At 70.7% G+C, this 18775-nt stretch carries 20 protein-coding genes; 15 read left to right on the top strand and 5 right to left on the bottom strand.

Features of this window, described 5'->3' with window-relative positions; genetic code table 11:
- The first annotated feature begins 255 nt into the window (after window positions 1-255).
- On the top strand, window positions 256-1515 hold the full coding sequence (locus HW577_RS08005; protein WP_198375617.1) for a glycosyltransferase family 4 protein: 1260 nt from the start codon (window positions 256-258) through the stop codon (window positions 1513-1515).
- Entirely contained in the window at window positions 1512-2513 is a 1002-nt protein-coding gene (locus tag HW577_RS08010) for an asparaginase (RefSeq protein ID WP_198375618.1), read from the top strand. Before HW577_RS08005 ends, HW577_RS08010 begins: the two co-directional genes overlap by 4 nt.
- Here HW577_RS08010 and HW577_RS08015 read toward each other — a convergent pair.
- A complete protein-coding gene (locus HW577_RS08015; RefSeq protein WP_198375619.1) occupies window positions 2497-3600 on the bottom strand; it encodes a M20/M25/M40 family metallo-hydrolase in 1104 nt (367 codons plus the stop codon). The genes HW577_RS08010 and HW577_RS08015 overlap by 17 nt on opposite strands.
- A gap of 49 nt (window positions 3601-3649) precedes the next feature.
- Here HW577_RS08015 and HW577_RS08020 point away from each other — a divergent pair, with 49 nt between their 5' ends.
- From HW577_RS08020 to HW577_RS08030, 3 genes are all read left to right on the top strand, one after another.
- Window positions 3650-4774 (top strand): threonine synthase, encoded by a 1125-nt coding sequence (locus tag HW577_RS08020; RefSeq protein WP_198375620.1) that lies wholly within the window; start codon window positions 3650-3652, stop codon window positions 4772-4774.
- The gene (locus tag HW577_RS08025; RefSeq protein ID WP_198375621.1) at window positions 4774-6279 is read left to right on the top strand and encodes a M81 family metallopeptidase; all 1506 of its coding nucleotides are present in this window, start codon (window positions 4774-4776) and stop codon (window positions 6277-6279) included. Before HW577_RS08020 ends, HW577_RS08025 begins: the two co-directional genes overlap by 1 nt.
- A 61-nt stretch (window positions 6280-6340) precedes the next feature.
- The gene (locus tag HW577_RS08030; protein WP_198375622.1) at window positions 6341-6805 is read left to right on the top strand and encodes a hypothetical protein; all 465 of its coding nucleotides are present in this window, start codon (window positions 6341-6343) and stop codon (window positions 6803-6805) included.
- Here HW577_RS08030 and ald read toward each other — a convergent pair.
- Genes ald through HW577_RS08045 form a run of 3 tightly spaced genes read right to left on the bottom strand, consistent with a single transcriptional unit; the run spans window position 6802 to window position 9528 of the window.
- The gene (gene ald / locus HW577_RS08035; protein WP_198375623.1) at window positions 6802-7908 is read right to left on the bottom strand and encodes an alanine dehydrogenase; all 1107 of its coding nucleotides are present in this window, start codon (window positions 7906-7908) and stop codon (window positions 6802-6804) included. The two genes, HW577_RS08030 and ald, sit on opposite strands and share 4 nt — an antisense overlap.
- A 16-nt stretch (window positions 7909-7924) precedes the next feature.
- Window positions 7925-8269, bottom strand: coding sequence for a DMT family protein (locus HW577_RS08040; protein WP_198375624.1), 345 nt, complete (start codon window positions 8267-8269; stop codon window positions 7925-7927).
- Window positions 8266-9528 carry an AmpG family muropeptide MFS transporter gene (locus HW577_RS08045; protein WP_198375625.1) on the bottom strand — a complete coding sequence of 421 codons (1263 nt, stop codon included), beginning with the start codon at window positions 9526-9528 and terminating at the stop codon, window positions 8266-8268. Before HW577_RS08045 ends, HW577_RS08040 begins: the two co-directional genes overlap by 4 nt.
- Window positions 9529-9637: 109 nt before the next feature.
- On the opposite strand from HW577_RS08045, the gene HW577_RS08050 reads away from it, so the two are divergent.
- Complete coding sequence (locus tag HW577_RS08050) at window positions 9638-10174, top strand: Yip1 family protein (RefSeq protein WP_198375626.1); 537 nt, start codon at window positions 9638-9640, stop codon at window positions 10172-10174.
- Here HW577_RS08050 and HW577_RS08055 read toward each other — a convergent pair.
- Window positions 10164-10865 carry a GntR family transcriptional regulator gene (locus tag HW577_RS08055; RefSeq protein ID WP_198375627.1) on the bottom strand — a complete coding sequence of 234 codons (702 nt, stop codon included), beginning with the start codon at window positions 10863-10865 and terminating at the stop codon, window positions 10164-10166. The two genes, HW577_RS08050 and HW577_RS08055, sit on opposite strands and share 11 nt — an antisense overlap.
- 77 nt (window positions 10866-10942) lie before the next feature.
- On the opposite strand from HW577_RS08055, the gene tcuA reads away from it, so the two are divergent.
- From tcuA to HW577_RS08100, 9 genes are all read left to right on the top strand, one after another.
- Window positions 10943-12340, top strand: coding sequence for an FAD-dependent tricarballylate dehydrogenase TcuA (gene tcuA / locus HW577_RS08060; RefSeq protein ID WP_198375628.1), 1398 nt, complete (start codon window positions 10943-10945; stop codon window positions 12338-12340).
- Window positions 12341-12342: 2 nt separating this feature from the next.
- A complete protein-coding gene (gene tcuB / locus HW577_RS08065; protein WP_198375629.1) occupies window positions 12343-13461 on the top strand; it encodes a tricarballylate utilization 4Fe-4S protein TcuB in 1119 nt (372 codons plus the stop codon).
- A gap of 70 nt (window positions 13462-13531) precedes the next feature.
- Complete coding sequence (locus tag HW577_RS08070) at window positions 13532-14143, top strand: M35 family metalloendopeptidase (RefSeq protein ID WP_198375630.1); 612 nt, start codon at window positions 13532-13534, stop codon at window positions 14141-14143.
- 197 nt (window positions 14144-14340) lie between these two features.
- On the top strand, window positions 14341-14940 hold the full coding sequence (locus HW577_RS08075) for a DUF4412 domain-containing protein (protein ID WP_198375631.1): 600 nt from the start codon (window positions 14341-14343) through the stop codon (window positions 14938-14940).
- A 44-nt stretch (window positions 14941-14984) separates the two neighbouring features.
- Entirely contained in the window at window positions 14985-15635 is a 651-nt protein-coding gene (locus HW577_RS08080; RefSeq protein WP_198375632.1) for a LolA family protein, read from the top strand.
- A gap of 127 nt (window positions 15636-15762) precedes the next feature.
- Complete coding sequence (locus tag HW577_RS08085) at window positions 15763-16557, top strand: gamma-glutamyl-gamma-aminobutyrate hydrolase family protein (RefSeq protein ID WP_198375633.1); 795 nt, start codon at window positions 15763-15765, stop codon at window positions 16555-16557.
- A gap of 364 nt (window positions 16558-16921) precedes the next feature.
- The gene (locus HW577_RS08090) at window positions 16922-17608 is read left to right on the top strand and encodes a fumarylacetoacetate hydrolase family protein (protein ID WP_198375634.1); all 687 of its coding nucleotides are present in this window, start codon (window positions 16922-16924) and stop codon (window positions 17606-17608) included.
- Entirely contained in the window at window positions 17608-18438 is an 831-nt protein-coding gene (locus HW577_RS08095) for an exodeoxyribonuclease III (protein WP_198375635.1), read from the top strand. The genes HW577_RS08090 and HW577_RS08095 overlap by 1 nt, the downstream gene beginning before the upstream one ends.
- Window positions 18435-18775, top strand: a 341-nt coding sequence (locus HW577_RS08100; RefSeq protein ID WP_419956577.1) for a hypothetical protein, incomplete at its 3' end; no start/stop codon positions are given. The genes HW577_RS08095 and HW577_RS08100, both read left to right, overlap by 4 nt.

Consider the following 18775-nt stretch of genomic DNA (forward strand, 5'->3'; position numbering starts at 1 on the left):
GAGCCCGTCCGCCCCGCGTGCGCAGGCCGAAACGCGCGCCCCGGCGCGCGCGAAGCCGAGCGCGATCGCCCGCCCGATGCCGCGGCTGCCGCCCGCGACCAGCACGCGCTTGCCCGTGAAATCGAATGCCATGGTCCTGTTCCCTGAATCGGTCCGCGCGATCCTGCCGCCCCGGCGCCGGCGCGGCCAGGGGCGCGGTTGCCGCGCCGGTGGAATGACGGCATCAAGCGGGGGCGCGGCAGGGAGAGGCGGTTCGTGGTCCAGGCGCTGTTCATCCACCAGAACTTCCCAGGCCAGTACCGGCACCTCTCGCCGTTGATCGCGGCGCGCAAGGGCGCGCGCGTGATCGGCCTGGGCGAACGGCAGAACACCACGCCGCCCGGCGTGCAGCACCTGCGCTACGCGGCACCCGAAGGGGCGGGTGAGAAGACACATCGCTACCTCCGCCCGGTCGAGGCGGCGGTGCGGCGCGGCCAGACGGTCGCCCGCGCCCTGGTCACGCTGAAGCAGAAAGGCTTCGTGCCGGATATCGTCTGCTGCCATCCGGGCTGGGGCGAGGGATTGTTCATCCGCGACGTCTTTCCGGATACCAAGCTGCTCCAGTACTGCGAGTTCTACTACCGCTCGACCGGCGGCGACGTGGGCTTCGACCCGGCGCAGGAGGTCACGCTGGACGAGACGGCGCGCGTGCGCACGCTGAACATGACGCAGCTGACCTCGCTCGAAGCGACCGACTGGGCGCATTCGCCGACGCTCTGGCAGCGCAGCCGCTATCCGGATTTCATCCAGGCGCGCACATCGGTCGTGCATGAAGGGGTGGATGCCGGCTTCGCCACGCCGAACGGCGTCGCCACGGTGAAGCTGCCGGACGGTCATACGGTGACGAAGGGGGATGAGGTGATCACCTTCGTCTCCCGCAACCTCGAACCCTATCGCGGCTTCGACATCTTCATGCGCGCCCTGCCGGAGATGCTCGCGCGGCGGCCTAATCTGCACGCCATCATCGTGGGCGGAGAGGAACGCGGCTATGGGCGCATGCCCGCCGATGGCCGATCCTGGAAGGCGGTGATGCTGGAGGAAGTGGGTGCGAAGCTCGACATGGCCCGCGTCCATTTCACCGGCCGCATCCCGCATGAAGGGCTGGTGGCGCTGTTCCGCATCTCCCGCGCGCACATCTACTACACCTACCCCTTCGTGCTGTCCTGGTCGCTGGTCGAGGCGATGGGCTGCGAGGCGCTGATCATCGGATCGGACACGCCGCCGCTGGCCGAGGTGATGACGGATGGCGAGAACGGCATCCTGCTGCCGTTCCACGACCCGGCGCGACTGGCCGATGCGGTGGTGGAGGCGGTCGCGCACCCCGACCGCTACGAGCCTTTGCGCAAGGCCGCGCGGCGCACCATGCTGGAGCGATTCGACCTGCACGCCATCTGCCTGCCGCGCATGGTGAAGCTGTTCGACGCCGTGCTGGAAGGCCGGCCCGGCACCGACGCCATCCCGGAGACCACCCGATGACCTTCCCCTTCGTGCCGATGGCCGAGATCCGCCGCGGCGGCATCCTTGAAAGCCTCCATCACGGCGCCGCCGTGGTCGCCGATGCCGAAGGGCGCGTGCTGCAATCCTGGGGCGACCCGGCCTTCGTCACCTTCCCGCGCTCATCCCTCAAGCCTTTCCAGGCGATCCCCCTGGTCGAGACGGGGGCCGCGGATGCGGCGGGGCTGACGGAGGAACATCTCGCGCTCGCCTGCGCATCGCACAATGCCGAGGATTTCCAGGTCTCGCTGGTGCGCGGCTGGCTCGACAGGCTGGGGCTGACGGAATCGGCGCTGGTCTGCGGCCCGGACCTGCCGCGGTCGCAGGCCGACCAGGCGAAGGTCTGGCGCGGCGGCGGGGATCGCTCCCGCATCTTTCACAATTGCTCGGGCAAGCATTGCGGCTTCCTGACGCTGACCAAGCATCTCGGCGCGCCGGTCGCGGGCTACGCGGATCCGGCGCATCCGGCGCAGCGTCTGTATCTCGAAGCCTTCTCCGAATTGCTGGGTGAGGATGCGGCCCGCCTGCCGCGTGGCGTCGATGGATGCGGCCTGCCGGCGATCGCCCTCCCCATGGCGACCATGGCGAAGGCCGCGGCGCGCTGGGCGGCGGCGAAGGTCGCGACGGACTCGCGCCGCACCGCCATCCGCCGCCTGCAATCCGCCATCGGCGCCTTCCCCGACCACCTGTCCGGCCGCGACTCCGCCACGGGGAAGATCGTGCGCGCGACGCAGGGGCGCGTGCTGCTGAAGGGCGGTGCGGAAGGCTACGTCGTCGCCTTCGTGCCGGAGCAGGGGCTCGGCATCACGATCAAGATGGCCGACGGCGCATCGCGCGCGAAGATGGGCGTGCTCGCCGCGCTGCTCGGCCGCCTCGGGCTGGTCGATGCGGCCGATGCGCTCGCGGCAGATGCCGAAGGGCCGATCCGCGACAGCAATGGCGGGCTGGTCGGCGAGGTGCGGGTCAGCCTGCCGCAGTAGCCAGCAGGCGGCGGAACAGAGGCACGGCGGCCGCGAGGTCCGGCGCCGCGACGCATTCGCGCGGCGTGTGCGCCGTCGCGATCGTCCCCGGGCCGAGCACGATGCAGGGGGCGAGATCCTGCAGTTCGCTCGCATCTGTCCCATAAGGCGCGGTGCGCGCGACCGCGCCCGTCTCGGCGACCGCCAGACGCACGAGCGGATGGTCGAGCGGCAGTTCCGGCGGCGTGCCTTCGCGCTTCTCGGTCAGCGTGACACCGGCGCGGGCGGCCGCGTCACGCACCGCCGCTTCGATCGGCGCGGTGTCGACGTTCCGGCTGCGCCGGAACTTGATGCGCGCCGTGGCCTTGGCGACGGTCACGTTCACCGCCGTGCCGTGGTTGTCGACCACCAGGTTGAAGTCGCTGAAGGGCGGGTCGTAGGCCTCGTCGCGGAAGGCAGGATCGTGGCGCAGGCGCTCGAACAGCGCCTTCACCTCGACCAGGAAGGGGATCAGCGCCCAGTTCGCGTTCACGCCCTGGCCGGTCGAGGAATGCGCCTGCACGCCTGTCGCGACCGCGGTGTATTCGATATGGCTGCGATGGCCGCGCACCGGCATCAGCCCCGTCGGTTCCGCGACGATGATGCCCTTCAGGCCGAGCGCCCGCGCCGCATCCGACGCCGCGACGGCGCGCGCGCCCTGCTTCGACGTCTCCTCATCCGCCGTCAGCAGCAGCGTCGCCGGAACGTTGTCCGGCAGGCCGCGGGCGGCGATCACGCAGGCGGCGACCGGGCCCTTCATGTCGACGCTGCCAAGGCCGTGCAGCACGCCATCGACGAGGCGCGGCGTCCAGGGCGGGTCGGTCCAGCCGGTCTCCGGCACCGTGTCCATGTGGCCCGAGAGCGCGTAGCCGCCGCGCGGGCCGCGATGCGCGACCAGCGCGCGCTTGGCCACGCCGTTCGCGTCCACGTAGTCGACGCGGGCGATGTCGAAGCCCTTCAACTCGGCCTCGATCCTTTCCGCCACCGCGAGGTTGGAGACGGAGGAACGGCTGTCGATCGCCACCAGGTCGGCGGCGAGGCGGAGGACGGCATCGGCATCGTCGGGCATGGCGCCAGCATCCCTTGCCGGCCGCGCGCGGGCAAGCGAGGCTCCGCCCATGACCGAGTTCGCCTATCTCGACCCCCGCACGGGGCGCACCTATCCGCTCGCCGCGCCGCGCTGGTGCGGCGACGACCGCGCACCACTGCTGCTGACGCCGCTGCCCGGCATCACGCGCGACGCGATCCGCGCCGAGGAACGATCCCTCTGGCGCTACGCCGCGGCATTCCCCTTCATCCCTGACGATCCGATCAGCATGGGGGAGGGCTGCACGCCGCTGGTGTCGCGCGTGATCGGCGGCGCCTCGGCGCTGATCAAGTGCGAATGGTTCGCCCCGACCGGCTCGTTCAAGGACCGCGGGGCTTCGGTGATGCTCTCCCTGCTGCGCGCGCAGGGGGTGACGGAGGTGCTGGAGGATTCCTCCGGCAATGGCGGCGCGGCCGTCTCGGCCTATGCCGCGGCGGGGGGCATGGCGGCGACGATCTTCGTCCCCGCGAGCACCTCGCCCGCCAAGACCGTCCAGTCGCGCGCGGCGGGGGCGACCATCAGCCTCATCCCCGGCAGCCGGCAGGATTGCGCCGACGCCGCGCTGGCCGAGGCCGCGCGCATCTTCTACGCCAGCCACAACTGGCATCCCTTCTTCCTGCACGGGACCAAGACGCTGGCCTATGAGCTGTGGGAGGATCTCGGCTTCCGCGCGCCGGACAATGTCATCGTGCCCTGCGGCGCAGGGTCCAACGTGCTTGGCTGCGGGATCGGCTTCGCGGAGCTGATGCGTGCGGGGGAGATCGACCGGATGCCGCGCATCTTCGCCGCCCAGCCGGCCAATTGTGCCCCCATCGCGCGGGACTTCCTCGGCCTCGATGCCGTGCCGGCGCAGCCCACCATCGCGGAAGGCACCGCCATCGCGCAGCCGCTGCGCAGCGCCGAATGCGGCGAGGTGCTCCGGACATCCGGCGGCGGCGCCGTGATGCTGGGGGAGGAGGAGATCGCGGCCGCGACACTCGCTCTCGCCCGCACCGGCATCTATGTCGAGCCCACCTGCGCGCAGGCCGCGGCGGCGTTCGAACGGCTGCTCGCCGCCGGGACGATCCGCGCGGACGAGACGACCGTGATCGTGCTGACCGGCACCGGGCTGAAATCCACCCCGCGCATCGCCGAGCTTCTGGGAGTGACCATCTGATGACCGCGCCCGCCGTCGCCATCCTCGGCTTTTCCATCGAATGCAACCGCTTCGCCCCACCCGCCACGCGCGCCGATTTCGACGGTCGGTGCTACCTGGAAGGCCAGGCGATCCTGGACGAGGCCGCCAAGCCCGCCCCGCGCGCGCCGGCGGAACTTTCCGGCTTCCTCGACGCGATGAACGCGACCGGCGCATGGCAGCCCCTGCCCATCATGATCGCCGCCGCAGAGCCGAACGGCCCGGTCGAGCAGCCGGTCTTCGACGCCATGCTCGCCACCTGGCGCGCGGGGCTGGAAGCCGTGAAGGGCCGCGCCCAGGCGGTCTACGGCATCATGCACGGCGCGGCGCTGGCGACCGCCGACCATGACCCGGAGGGCACGCTCCAGGCCCTGGTGCGCGATGTGCTGGGCGACATCCCCTTCGTCTGTTCCTACGACCTGCACGCCAATGTCTCGGAGCGGATGGTGGCGACGGTCGATGCCTTCGTCGGCTACCGCACCAACCCGCATCTCGACATGCATCAGCGCGGCGCGGAGAGCGCGCATCTTATCCGCCGCCTGCTCACGGGCGAGCGCTTCGTCCGTGCCCATCGCCGCCTGCCGATCGTCAGCCCGCAGACCGCGCTGCTGACGGCGCAAGGGCCCTATGCGGAGGTGATCGACCTCGGCCAGTCCCTCGCCGCGCAGGACAAGCGCATCGCAAATGTCTCGGTGATGGGCGGGTTCTCGTATGGCGACACGCCCTTCAACGGCCTGTCCGTCATCGTCACGGCGACGGACCGCGACGCGGCGGAAGGCCTCGCGCAGCGCCTGGCGGAGGAAGGCTGGGCGCGACGCGACCGCTTCGTCGCGCACCTCACCTCGCTCGAGGAAGCGGTGCGGCTGGCGAAGGAAAGCCCCGTGCCGCTCGCCTTCGCCGATGTCGCCGACAATCCCGGCGGCGGCGGGCGCGGCAACACCATGTGGATCCTGGACGCCTTCCACCGCGCCGGCGTCACGGATGCGATCATCGGCATCATCGCCGATGCGCCGCTCGCGCTCGAAGCCCATGCGAAGGGTGTGGGCGCGCGCTTCACCGCGCGCTTCAACCGTGCCGTCGCGGCGGACGACCCCTACGCGAAGCCCTTCGCGGCGGAGGCGGAGGTCAAGGCGCTGTCAGATGGGGTCGTGGTGGGGCGGCGCGGCATCTTCGCCGGGCGCACCGTGCGGCTCGGGCGCACGGCCTGGCTGCAGATCGGCGGCATCGCGGTGGTGGTGATCGAGGGCCGCACCCAATGCGCGGACCCGGCCTTCCTCGAGCATCTCGGCCTCGACATCGGCCGCGCGCGCGCGGTGGTGGTGAAGTCCCGCGGCCATTTCCGCGGCGGCTTCGACGAGTTCTTCACCCATGAACGGATCGTCGAGGTGGACTGCCCGGGACTAACCTCCCCCAACCTCCGCACCTTCGCCTGGAAGCACCTGCCGCGGCCGGTGCTGCCGATCGACACCGCCGCGACCTGGCCCTGAAGCCGTTCATGTCGCCTTCACCGACATCGGGGATGCTTGTGCTTCCTGATGGAGGTGACGGATGCGCCGCACATTCATGCTTGCCGCGGTGCTGGCCGTGCCGATGGGCGCGGATGCGGCCTCACCCGCGGACTGCGCGCTGCTTTCCCGTCTCGCCACGGCGGCGCCGGCCGGCTTCCGCCAGGTGCCGGCGGCCGATCTGCGTGCGGCGGGCGTCTCCTCCGCCAGCGTGAGCAGAGGAACCGATGGGCGCCCGGTCTGGACCGGAATGCTGAGCGGCTTCGCCGGGCGCGATGCTGCCGCATCGGTCGACCAGCGCATGGATGCTATGGCGGCGGCGATCTCCACCTGCGTGCCGGGCGCGCGCGCGACCGGTCAGGGTTCCGCGGACGGCCTCGCCTGGCGCGCCTATACCCTGCCGAACGGCGCGCGGGTCGAGTTGCTGCGCGAAAGCGGCACGCCGTCCCTGCCCGCCCACGCCGGCTTCCTGACCATGAGCGCGCCGGCGGCCTTCGCCGGACGCTAAGCCCCCAGCGGCGAATGCGGCAGGCCGAGCGCCGCCGCGACCGCCGGATGCGCGACACCACCCGCCTGCACGTTCACGCCGGCGGCGAGATGCTCGTTCTCCGCCGCCGCGCGCCGCCAGCCCTTGTCGGCGATCTGCAAGGTGAAGGGCAGCGTCGCGTTGTTGAGCGCGACGGCGGAGGTGCGCGCCACCGCGCCGGGCATGTTCGTGACGCAGTAATGCACCACGCCATCCACCACATAGGTGGGTTCGGCATGGGTGGTGGGGCGGGATGTCTCGAAGCAGCCGCCCTGGTCGATCGCGACATCGACCATCACGCTGCCCGGGCGCATGCGCGCCACCGTCTCGCGCGCCACGAGCCGCGGCGCGGCCGCTCCGGGCACCAGCACCGCGCCGATGACGAGGTCCGCGTCCAGCACCGCGCGCTCGACCGCATCCCGCGTCGCGAAGACCGTGTCCACCAGGCCGTTGAACTCGATGTCGAGCGCCTGGAGCACGCGCGCGCTGCGGTCCAGCACCGTGACGTTGGCGCGCATGCCGTTGGCGATGCGCGCGGCGTTGGAACCCACCACGCCGCCGCCGATGATGACGACGCGCCCCGGCGGCACGCCAGGCACGCCGGAGAGCAGGATGCCCGCGCCGCCGGCCTCCTTTTCCAGGCACCGCGCGCCGACCTGGATGGCCATGCGGCCGGCGACCTCGCTCATCGGCGCGAGCAGCGGCAGTCCGCCCTGCGCGTCGGTCACCGTCTCGTAGGCGATGGCCGCGCAGCCGCTGTCCATCAACCCCTTGGTCTGCGCCGGGTCGGGCGCGAGGTGCAGGTAGGTGAACAGGACATGGTGCGGCTTCAGCCGCGCCCATTCGAAGGGCTGCGGTTCCTTCACCTTCACGATCAGTTCGGCCTGGTCGAACACGGTCGCAGCGTCGGGGGCGATGCGCGCGCCGGCCTCGATGTAGGCGGCATCGGGGAAGCCGATGGCAGCACCCGCGCCGCTTTCGACCACCACCTCATGCCCGTGCAGCACCAGTTCGCGCACCGAGCCCGGAACGAGTCCGACGCGGTATTCGTGGATCTTCACTTCCTTCGGGACACCGACGCGCATGGGTTGCTCCTCGCGATCACTCCACCGGCAGGAAGATGAACACGACCGCGGCAATCAGGCACGCGCCGGCGGCAAGAAAGTTCCAGCGCAGCGTCTCCCCCAGGAAGGCGACCGAGAACACCGCGAAGACGGCAAGCGTGATCACCTCCTGCATCACCTTCAACTGCTGGCCGGAAAACGTGCCGTAGCCGATCCGGTTCGCCGGCACCGCCAGGCAGTATTCGAAGAAGGCGATACCCCAGGAGACGACCACGGCGAGCCACAGCGGCCAGTGCGGCGCCTTGAGATGCCCGTACCAGGCGAAGGTCATCAGCACGTTCGACGCGATCAGCAGCAGGGGCGTCGCGATCCAGGGCGTCATGCGGGGGCGGGCTCCTTGGGCGGCAGTCGCTTCAGCAGCCACAGCATGATCGCCATGGCCGGCAGCGCCGCGGCCGTCGTCATCAGGAAGAAGTTCTGCCAGCCGAGCGCCTCGGCGAACCAGCCGGAACTCGCCCCCAGCGTGCGCAGCGGAACCGCGGCGAGCGACGACAGCAGCGCATACTGCGTCGCCGTGAAGGACCGGCTGGTGAGCGCGCTGAGGTAGGTGATGAAGGCCGCGTCCGCGAGGCCATCGGTGAAGTTCTCCACCCCCACCTGGGCGAACAGCATGCGGATGTCGTGCCCGGCGTGGAACAGCGCGACATACATCAGGTTCGACAGCATCTGCGTGATGCCGGTCAGCACGAGCGCGCGCCCGGTGCCGATGCGCGCCACCAGCCAGCCGCCGGCCAACGCGCCGGCCAGCGTGGCGACCAAGCCGAAAACGGATGAGACCGACGCGACCTCCAGCCGCGAGAAGCCGAGCTGGCGGTAGAAGGGCGCGGTCATGATCCCCGCCAGCGCTTCCCCCAGCTTGAACAGCGCGACGAAGGCCAGGATCGCGAACCAGTGCCGGCGGCGGACGAAATCGACGAAGGGCTCGACGATGGCGATGCGCAGCCGCGCGCCCCAGCCGGGCGGGGCCTCGGGCGGGGCGCGGCCGGGCTCGGGGGCGGCGAGCGTCGCGGCGAAGCCCACGCCGATCATCGCGGCACACATGGCAAATGCGAAAGACCAGCCGCCGAATTCCGCCATGGCCAGCGCGCCGCCGCCGGACGCCAGCAGCGCCCCGCGATAGCCCCAGACATAGCAGGCCAGGCCGTAGCCCTGGTCGTGCTCCTCCAGCACCTCGATGCGATAGGCATCGACGACGATGTCCTGGCTGGCCGACAGGAAGGCCACCGCGACCGCCACCGCGACCGTCACCGTCGCTCCCGTCGCCGGGTCGGTCAGCCCGAGTGCGAGGATGGCGAGGGCGAGCAGCGGCTGGATGGTGCCGAGCCAGCCGCGTCGCCGGCCGAGGCCTCGGAAGGCCGGCGACGCCGCATGGTCGAGCACCGGCGCCCAGACGAACTTCAACGAATACGCAAGTCCGATCAGCGCCGTCATCCCGATGGCGGTGAGCGAGATGCCCGTCTCGGAGAACCACTGGCGCAGCGTGAAGGCGGTCAGCGGCAGGGGCACGCCGGCCGAGAAGCCGAGCGCGAGGAGCACGAGGAAGCGGCGGTCGCGCCAGCGGGGCAGGGCCGAATCGGGCATATCGCGGAGGCTGGCAGAACGCCGCCCGACCCGCCAGCGCGCCACGCTTGCCGTTCGCGCCCGTGCCCGCGCAGTATCCCCCTCGCAGCGGGGCAGAACGAGGGCCGAGATGAACGAACTGGTTGCGCGCGTGAAGGGGATGATCACCGCCCCCGCGCAGGAATGGCAGGCGATCGCGCGCGAGCCGGTGGAGCTCGTGCCGCTGTTCACCCGCTACGTCATGATCCTGGCGGCGATCCCGGCGGTGGCGGGCTTCATCATCGGGATGTTCTTCGGCTTCTTCGGCGCCTTGTCCGGCGCGATCGTGGGCTACATCCTTTCCCTGGTCGGCGTCTTCGTGACGGCCAAGATCATCGAGGTGCTGGCGCCGAAGTTCGGCGCGCCGGCGGATCCGGACGCCGCGCTGAAGCTCGCCGCCTTCGCGCCGACGGCCGCCTGGGTGGCGGGGGGTGCGATCATCGTGCCGCTGCTCGGCGCCATCGTCGCGCTGGCCGGCGGCTTCTACGCGCTCTACACGCTCTATCTCGGCGTGCCGGTCGTGATGCGCGTGCCGCAGGACAAGGCCCTGACCTTCACGGTCGCCGTCATCGCCGTGGCGGTCCTCGTGAACATCGCCGTCCGGCTGATGACGGGGATCATCCTCTAGGCGCGTCCGGCCGCGCCCCGCCGGGGGCGGCCAGCGGCACGCCGAGCGTGCCGACCATCCAGGCGAGGCGATGCTTCTGCGCGGCGCGCGCGTGGCGCCGAGCCGCCGCCTCGGCCGCCTCGCCATCGCGCGCGACGATCGCTTCGATGATGGCGCGGTGCTCGCCGTGCGCGGCCTCGGCCCGGCCGTCGCGCGTCAGCAGTGTCGGCAGCAGCGCCATGGTGGCGGCGAGCTGCTCGAGGCTGCGCAGCAGATAGCGGTTGTGCGCGGCGAGGTAGAGCAGGCCATGCAGCCGCTGGTTCACGCCCGCCAGCGCCGCCGCGTCGCCGAAGGCCTCGGGCTCCCGTGCCACGATCTCGGCCATGGCGGCGATCTCGGTCTCGCTCGCATGCTGGGCGGCGAGCCGCGCCGCGGCACCTTCCAGCACTTCGCGCATGACATACAGCTCGACCACCTGCTGGTGGTCCGGGCGCGTGACCGTCAGGCCGCGGCGGGGTTCATGCGTCAGCAGCCCTTCGGCTTCCAGCCGCGCGATCGCCTGGCGGACCGGGGTGCGGGATACGCCGAAGCGCGCCGCGAGGTCCGTCTCGGTCAGCCTCTCGCCCGGGGCGAGGCTGCCGTCGCGGACCGCCGCGCGGATGCGCGCATAGGCGCTTTCGGCAAGGTCGCGGGGCGGGGTGCTGCCATCCATGGCGCTTCGATAGCACGCCCTGGACATGCCTGGATACATCTGTATACATCGCCAGGAACCTGGGGAGCCGGGACGCCATGGCGGACCTGACGCAGACCTTCGACGTGCTGGTCGCGGGCGGCGGCAATGCCGCGCTCTGCGCCGCCATCACCGCGCGCCAGGCGGGTGCGACGGTGGTGCTGGCCGAGCACGCGCCGCGGACCATGCGCGGCGGCAATTCGCGCCACACCCGCAACCTCCGCGCGCTGCATCCGGGCCCGACCGGCGTGCTGACCGACTCCTACCTGGAGGAGGAATACTGGGACGACCTGAAGCGCGTGACGGCCGGCAAGACGGATGAGGCGCTGGCGCGCATGTGCATCCGCGCCAGCCAGCACGCGCCGGGCTTCCTCGAATCCTGCGGCGTGGTGTTCCAGCCCTCGCTGTCGGGCACGCTGTCGCTGTCGCGCACCAACGCCTTCTTCCTCGGCGGCGGCAAGGCGCTGGTGAATGCGCTGTACCGCACCGCCGAACGGCTCGGCATCGTCATCCTGTACGACACCGAGGTGCAGCACATCGAGGTGCGCGACGGCTTCGCGACGGAGGCCATCGTCTCCCACCGCGGCTTCCCCGCACGCATCCGCTTCAAGGCCTTCGTCGCCTCCTCCGGCGGCTTCCAGGGCAACCGCGAATGGCTGCGCAAGTACTGGGGCGACGCCGCGGACAATTTCCAGATCCGCGGCACGCCCTATGCGCAGGGCCGCATCCTGAAGGACCTGCTCGCGCAGGGGGTGCAGGAAGTTGGCGACCCGACGCAGTTCCACGCCGTGGCCAACGACGCGCGCGCACCGATGGAGGATGGCGGCCTCGCCATGCGGCTCGACTGCGTGCCCTTCTCCATCGTCGTGAACCGCGACGTGGAACGCTTCTATGACGAGGGCGAGGATGTCTGGCCGAAGCGCTACGCGATCTGGGGCCGGCTGATCGCCCAGCAGCCCGGCCAAGTCGCCTTCGCGATCAACGATTCCAAGGCGCAGATGGACTACCTGCCGCCGGTCTTCGCGCCCTATAGCGCCGACAGCATCGCGGAGCTCGCGGGGCTGATCGGCCTCGATGCCGGCAGGCTCGAGAAGGTGGTGGCCGACTACAACGCCGCCGTCCAGCCTGGCACCTTCAAGGCGCAGTCGCTCGACGATTGCCACACCGAAGGGCTGACGCCGCCGAAATCCCACTGGGCGCGCCGGATCGACACGCCGCCCTACTACTGCCACCCGCTCAAGCCCGGCATCACCTTCACCTTCCTCTCGGTCAAGGTGAACGAGCGCGCCCGAGTGATGATGGCCGACGGCACGCCCTCCGCGAACATGTTCGCGAGCGGGGAGATCATGTCCGGCAACATCCTCGGCCAGGGGTATCTGGCCGGCTTCGGCATGACCATCGGCACCGTCTTCGGCCGCATCGCGGGCGAGGAAGCCGCGAAGATCGTGAGGAATTGAGGATGGCGACCGAAAGCGAGACCGTCGCCGAAGCCCGGCGGCAGATGGAAATCTGCAATGCCTGCCGCTACTGTGAGGGTTATTGCGCCGTCTTCCCCGCCATGGCGATGCGCCGGTCCTTCGCGGAAGCGGACCTCACGCATCTCGCCAACCTCTGTCACGGCTGCAAGGGCTGCTATCACGCCTGCCAGTACGCGCCGCCGCATCCCTTCGGCATCAACATCCCCGCGACCTTCGCCGAGCTGCGCCTCGAATCCTACGCCGAGCACGCCTGGCCGAAGCCCATGGGCCGCGCCTTCGAGCGCAACGGCACGCTGGTGACGCTGGCCGCCTCCTTGGGCATCGCCATCACGCTGATCCTGGTCGCCGCGCTGCAGGACCCGGCGGTGCTTTATTCCGCGCAGACCGGCGTCGGCGCCTTCTTCCGCATCATCCCCTATTGGCTGATGGTCAGCCTGGCCACGCTCACCTTCGGCTACGGCGTGTTCGCGATGGCGATGGGCGCACGCAGCTACTGGCGCGCGACAGGCGGCATGGGCGGATCCTTCGCCCCTGCCCCGGCGGCGGAAGCGGCGGTGGACATCCTCACGCTGCGCAACCTCGGCGGCGGCGGGCATGGCTGCAACGATGTGGATGAGGGCTTTTCCCAGCGCCGGCGCCATTTCCACCAGGCGCTGCTGTATGGCTTCCTGCTCTGCTTCGCCGCCACCAGCACGGGCGCGATCTACCACCACGTCTTCGGCTGGAAGTCGCCGCACGCCTTCTTCTCGCTGCCCGTGCAGTTCGGCACCTGGGGCGGGGTGCTGATGATGCTGGGCGCGGCGGGACTGATGCACACGAAAATCATCACTGATCCCGGCGCGGTCTCCCGCAAGGTGCTGGGGGGCGAGTTCGCCATGCTCGCCCTGCTGTTCCTGATCGCGGCGACGGGGCTGCTGCTGCTGGCCGTTCGCCACACCGGGGCGATGGGCGTGATGCTGGCAATCCATCTCGGGCTCGTCTTCGCCTTCTTCCTGCTGATGCCCTATTCGAAGATGGTCCACGGCGTGTACCGCGGCATCGCGCTGCTGCGGAACGCGCGGGAGAAGCGATCCGCGAAGCCCGCCCCCGCCGCGGGCTGAACCGTTTCAGCGCCGGGCCGGCCGCGGCCCGGCATATTCGGCCTGCCACCCGGAAGGAAGGCAGACCGAGATGCGCAAGATTCTGACCGCCGCCGTCGCCGCCCTGGCGATCTCCACGCTCCCCGCCGCCGCGCAGGGGGTGAAGGGCGGCCAGGACCGCCAGGTTGCCACCCGCGACGGCACCTGCACCGAGGAACAGCGCACCACCATCCGCCGCGCCTTCGTCGATGCCCGGCAGATGACGAACGAATCGATCGCCGCCCTGACGCTGGAGCCCGAGCGCATCCAGCCGCATCTGCGGCGCTTCTTCGGCGCCAACCCGCCCGGCGCGATCGCCAAGAACTTCCGCGCCATCTCCCGCGGGCTGGATGAGCGCGAGGGCCGCGTCGCCTATGAATGCAACCGCGCCGACAGCTGCGGCGGCGGCACCTTCGCCTATGTCCGCTGGGGCGGCGGCGCGCGGGAGACGATGGGCTTCTGCCCCACCTTCTTCCGCGCCGGCCGCGCGGGCCAGGACAACCAGGGCGGCATCGTCATCCACGAGATGAGCCACCTCGCGCTCGGCACGCGCGACCATGCCTACCAGCCCCGCGGCGCCGAGGCGCTGGCGAAGGACAACCCCTCCGCCGCGCAGATGAACGCCGACAGCTACGAATACTTCGCCGAATTCCTGCCGCGCTGATCAGCCCCCCAGCGAGGCAGCGAACCCCCGCCGGGCGCCGTGCAATCCTGCACGGACCCGGCGGGGCCCCATATCCAGGCTCCGGTTCGACCATCGCGGCCGCGACGCGTTCAACCCATTCGCGGCCACGCCGCGTTTCGGCCATCGCGGCGCCATCGCCGCCATGGCACCTTCCGCCCCAGGACGAGGAGAGCCCCATGCGCAAGACCATCGCCGCCGCCCTGATCGCCGCCCTGCCTGTCGCCGCGCAGGCCCAGGACCGGCCTCAGATCTTCCCCACGCGGGACGTCGCCGTCACCTACCGTGTCGCCGGCCAGGGCCAGGCGGCGGAGATGACCATGCTCTGGTCCGCCGCGCAGCGCCTGATGCGCATGAACATGCCCCAGGGCATGGGCTACATGGTCGCGGACCATCAGGCGCAGCGCGGGTTCATGGTGATGGAGCAGATGCGCATGATCATGGACGTGCCGATGGCCCAGGCCGCCGGTTTCCAGCGCGACTTCGAGAATGCCCGCTTCACCCGCGGCGGACAGGAGAAGATCGCCGGCCAGGACTGCACCGTCTGGCGCTACCAGTCCGCAACCCAGACCGGGGAGGCCTGCATCACTTCGGACGGCGTCATGCTGCGCGGCAGCGGCAGCGCCCAGGGCGCGGGCGCGGGGCGGATGGAGGCCGTACGCGTCGTCTACACCCAGCACGATGCCGGCCTGTTCCGCCGCCCCCAGGGCTACCAGACCATGCAGATGCCCCAGGGCATGCCGCAGGGCATCCCGGGCATGCAGGGCACCCCGCGCTGAGCGGGGGGTTCCGCCGCGCCCCGGGCCGGGCCACATCCCTGCCCATGAACCGACGCGCCCTACTGCTCGCCCCCGCCATCCTCCTCGCCACCCCGGCGGTGGCGCAGCAGGGCGCGGCGCTGACCGAGCGCGACCGCGCCGACCTCGCGCGCGTCGAGGCCTATCTCAACGGCCTCGGCACGCTGCGGGCGCGGTTTCTCCAGCTCGCCTGGAACGGCGCCTCGGCCGAAGGCACCGCCTGGATCTGGCGCCCAGGCCGCATGCGCTTCGAATACGACCCGCCCGACCCCATGCTGCTGGTCGCCGATGCCGGCCAGTTCCTCATGTACGACCGGGACCTGCGCGCGCCGACGACGCTGCCGGTCGGCACCACCCCCCTCGGCGTGCTGCTGCGGCGGGAGGTCCGGCTGTCCGGCGACATCACGGTCACCGCCGTCGCGCGCCAAGGCGGGTTCCTGCGTGTCTCGCTGTTCCGCACGCGCGAACCGGCCGAGGGCACGCTGACGCTCGTCTTCAACGCCGATCCCCTCGAGCTCCGCCAATGGGCCGTGGTCGATTCGCAGCGGCGGGAAACCCGCGTGACGCTCTCCCGCATCGAGACCGGCCTGCGCTTTCCGGCGGGCCTGTTCCAGTTCAACGACCCGCGCTTCTTCGAGCCGGGCGGCTTCGGCGCGCCACAGGGGGCGGGCAACTGATCCCGCCCAGGGCTTCGGCACGGCGCGCCACTAAATGCGCGACATCCGGGCAACGCGGGGCAGGCATTCACGAAATCCCAATCGTGCGCCTTGATCCTGACACCCCGTCGCGGAACTGTAGGATTCCATGAGACCCCTCATCGGCATCTCCTGCTGCCAGAAGGCGTTCGGCATCTTCGCCACGCCGAACCACGCCGCCTCCGATACCTACATACGGGCCGTCCGCGGCCCTGTGGCGGGCACGCCCGTGCTGCTGCCCGCGGCGGGGGAGGATCTGTCCGCGGAACTCCTGCCGCACCTGGACGGGCTGATCCTGACCGGCAGCCGCTCCAATGTCTGGCCCGGCCACTATGAAGGCCCGCCGCATGCGGAAGGCACGCCGGAAGACCTCCAGCGCGACGCGACGACGCTTCCGCTGATCCGCGCCGCGATCGCCGCGGGCGTGCCACTGCTCGCGATCTGCCGCGGGATGCAGGAGCTGAACGTCGCGCTCGGCGGCAGCCTCGACCAGCGGATCCAGGACCTGCCGGGGCGCATGGATCATTCCACGCCGTCCGACCAGCCGGTGCCGCGCGTGCGCACCGGCAAGGCCCATGCGGTCAGGATCGAATCAGCCGGCGCGCTCGCCGCCGCGATCACCGCCGAGTCGCGCCGCGCCGCCCGGCTCGCGGTGAATTCGCTGCACAACCAGGGCGTGCAGCGCCTCGCCCCGCGCTTGGTCGCCGAGGCCTGGGCCCCGGACGGCACGATCGAGGCCGTGCGCGTCGAAGGTGCGCACACCTTCGCGCTCGGCGTGCAGTGGCACCCGGAATATGACTGGGAACGGGACATCGACAGCCGCGCGATCTTCGAGGCCTTCGGCCGCGCCGCGGCCGCCCATCGCGCCGGGCGCTCCGGCGCGCTCGCCCAGGCCGCCGAGTAGCGGGACATTCCGCGGTTGTGACGGTGATTCCCGTCACGCGCCCTTGCCGTTTGTTTTTGCTTCTGCGCGCGCGAGGCGTTAATCTTCAACTGCCGGCCCACAAGTGACCGGTGGTCGAGCTCCGGTGTCCCCTGCCGGCTCGCCCGACCTTTCCGATCGGAAATACAATACGGCGCCCGGTCACCCCCCTGACCGGGCGCTACTTTTTTTGGCCTCGGCCTGACGATTTCTGGCATTTCGCGCTCGGCTTCTGGCGCCATCTTCATGTGACACTTCAAGTCGAGGCGCCGGGCGCCCCGACTTCCGGCCCCGCGCTGGCGCCTGTATAGGACGCCATCCCGACCCGTCCGGAGCCTTCCCACTCATGGTGTCTTACGTCTTCCCGCCGCCCCCGGTTGCCGCGATTCCCATCAAGGGCGCCGACACGCTCTTCCCGGTACGGCGCATCTTCTGCGTCGGCCGGAACTATGCCGAGCACGCGATCGAAATGGGCTCCGACCCGACCCGCGAGCCGCCCTTCTACTTCGCGAAGCCGGCCGATTCCGTCGTCATCAACGACGCCGACATGCCCTATCCGACGGTGACCAAGTCCCTGCACCACGAGATGGAACTCGTCGTCGCCATCGGGAAGGGCGGGAAGAACATCGCCGTCGCCGACGCGCTGGCCCATGTCTGGGGCTACTGCGCCGGCCTCGACATGACGCGGCGCGACATCCAGAACGAGGCCAAGAAGACCGGCCGTCCCTGGGACATGGGCAAGGGCTTCGACAAATCCGCGCCGATGGGCGCGCTGGTGCCCGCCGCCGGCATCGATCCCGCCAAGGGCAAGATCGAGCTCAAGGTGAACGGCAAGGTCGTGCAGACCTCGGACCTGTCCAAGCTCATCTGGTCGGTGCCGGAGGTGATCGCGAACCTCTCCGAACTCGTCGAGCTCGCGCCGGGCGACCTGATCATGACCGGCACGCCGGAAGGTGTCGCGGCCGTCGTACGCGGGGACGTGCTGGAAGGCTTCGTCGAGGGCGTGGGCGAGGTCCGGACGAAGATCGTCTGATGCCGCGCCGGGCCGCCGCCGGGCGCGGACCGCTGCGCATCGCGACCTGGAACATCAACAGCGTGCGGCTCCGGCTGCCGCTGCTGAAGGATCTCGTCGGCGCGCTCGAACCCGATGTGCTTTGCCTGCAGGAGACCAAGTGCCCGGACGATCTCTTCCCGCATGAGGGGATCGCCGCACTCAGCTTCGAGCACCGGCTGGTGCGGGGCATGAAGGGCTACAACGGCGTCGCCGTGCTCTCGAAGCGCCCGCTCCTGCTGCGCGACGACGACCCGGACTGGTGCAGCAAGGGCGATTGCCGCCATCTCGGCGTGTCCGTCGACGCGCCGGGCGGACCGATCGAGTTGCACAATTTCTACATCCCGGCCGGCGGCGACATCGCCGACCGGGAAAAGAACCCGAAATTCGGCCACAAGCTGGACTTCGTGGCGGAGGCGACCGCCTGGTCCGCCGCGCGCCCCGCCCGCCGGGCCGTGCTGGTGGGCGACCTCAACATCGCGCCCCTCGAGCACGATGTCTGGAGCCACAGGCAGTTGCTCGACGTCGTCTCCCACACGCCGGTGGAGACCGAGGCGCTGACCGCCTGGCAGGCGAAGGGCGGCTGGCACGACGCGCTGCGCCACTTCGTGCCCGCCGACCAGAAGCTCTACACATGGTGGTCCTATCGCGCGGCCGACTGGCGCGCCTCGGACCGCGGGCGGCGGCTCGACCATGTCTGGGTCAGCAACGACCTCGCAGGCGCGCTGAAGCGGCACGTCGTTCTCAAGGATGCGCGGGACTGGGAGAAGGCCTCCGACCATGTCCCGGTGATGGTGGAGATCGCGCCGTGACGACACGCCGGATGTTCCTCCTCGGCCTCGTCGCCACGCTGGCCGCCTGCGCGGCGGAACCGGAGCCGGTGACCGTGATCACCGAGCCCGACCCGGACCCCGAGACCGTCTACACGCCCGGCCCGATCCCCTGGGGCAACCTGACGGAGGAGCACAAGCGCCGCGCCCGCCAGGCGCTGACGCGGCTTGGCGAGGACGTGCCAGACGACGAGACGCTGCAGGCGCGCTGGATGATCATGTCCCCGGCGCAGCAGCGCTTCATGATCCGCCGGCCGCCACCGCCCCCGCCGCCGCCGCGGCGGACGACGCGCGGGCGGGCCGCACCACCGCCGCCACG

It is taken from the genome of Neoroseomonas rubea, from assembly GCF_016106015.1.
In the GTDB taxonomy this organism is placed as follows: domain Bacteria; phylum Pseudomonadota; class Alphaproteobacteria; order Acetobacterales; family Acetobacteraceae; genus Neoroseomonas; species Neoroseomonas rubea.

Bases quoted from the DNA above. Each gene is read 5' to 3' on its own strand.
- ald (WP_198375623.1), bottom strand. From the start codon at position 7,908: ATGCGCGTCGGTGTCCCGAAGGAAGTGAAGATCCACGAATACCGCGTC.
- HW577_RS08040 (WP_198375624.1), bottom strand. From the start codon at position 8,269: ATGACGCCCTGGATCGCGACGCCCCTGCTGCTGATCGCGTCGAACGTG.
- HW577_RS08045 (WP_198375625.1), bottom strand. From the start codon at position 9,528: ATGCCCGATTCGGCCCTGCCCCGCTGGCGCGACCGCCGCTTCCTCGTG.
- tcuA (WP_198375628.1), top strand. From the start codon at position 10,943: ATGGCGGACCTGACGCAGACCTTCGACGTGCTGGTCGCGGGCGGCGGC.
- HW577_RS08055 (WP_198375627.1), bottom strand. From the start codon at position 10,865: ATGGATGGCAGCACCCCGCCCCGCGACCTTGCCGAAAGCGCCTATGCG.
- HW577_RS08090 (WP_198375634.1), top strand. From the start codon at position 16,922: ATGGTGTCTTACGTCTTCCCGCCGCCCCCGGTTGCCGCGATTCCCATC.
- HW577_RS08010 (WP_198375618.1), top strand. From the start codon at position 1,512: ATGACCTTCCCCTTCGTGCCGATGGCCGAGATCCGCCGCGGCGGCATC.
- HW577_RS08080 (WP_198375632.1), top strand. From the start codon at position 14,985: ATGAACCGACGCGCCCTACTGCTCGCCCCCGCCATCCTCCTCGCCACC.
- HW577_RS08020 (WP_198375620.1), top strand. From the start codon at position 3,650: ATGACCGAGTTCGCCTATCTCGACCCCCGCACGGGGCGCACCTATCCG.
- HW577_RS08050 (WP_198375626.1), top strand. From the start codon at position 9,638: ATGAACGAACTGGTTGCGCGCGTGAAGGGGATGATCACCGCCCCCGCG.
- HW577_RS08075 (WP_198375631.1), top strand. From the start codon at position 14,341: ATGCGCAAGACCATCGCCGCCGCCCTGATCGCCGCCCTGCCTGTCGCC.
- tcuB (WP_198375629.1), top strand. From the start codon at position 12,343: ATGGCGACCGAAAGCGAGACCGTCGCCGAAGCCCGGCGGCAGATGGAA.
- HW577_RS08025 (WP_198375621.1), top strand. From the start codon at position 4,774: ATGACCGCGCCCGCCGTCGCCATCCTCGGCTTTTCCATCGAATGCAAC.
- HW577_RS08030 (WP_198375622.1), top strand. From the start codon at position 6,341: ATGCGCCGCACATTCATGCTTGCCGCGGTGCTGGCCGTGCCGATGGGC.
- HW577_RS08095 (WP_198375635.1), top strand. From the start codon at position 17,608: ATGCCGCGCCGGGCCGCCGCCGGGCGCGGACCGCTGCGCATCGCGACC.
- HW577_RS08070 (WP_198375630.1), top strand. From the start codon at position 13,532: ATGCGCAAGATTCTGACCGCCGCCGTCGCCGCCCTGGCGATCTCCACG.
- HW577_RS08085 (WP_198375633.1), top strand. From the start codon at position 15,763: ATGAGACCCCTCATCGGCATCTCCTGCTGCCAGAAGGCGTTCGGCATC.
- HW577_RS08015 (WP_198375619.1), bottom strand. From the start codon at position 3,600: ATGCCCGACGATGCCGATGCCGTCCTCCGCCTCGCCGCCGACCTGGTG.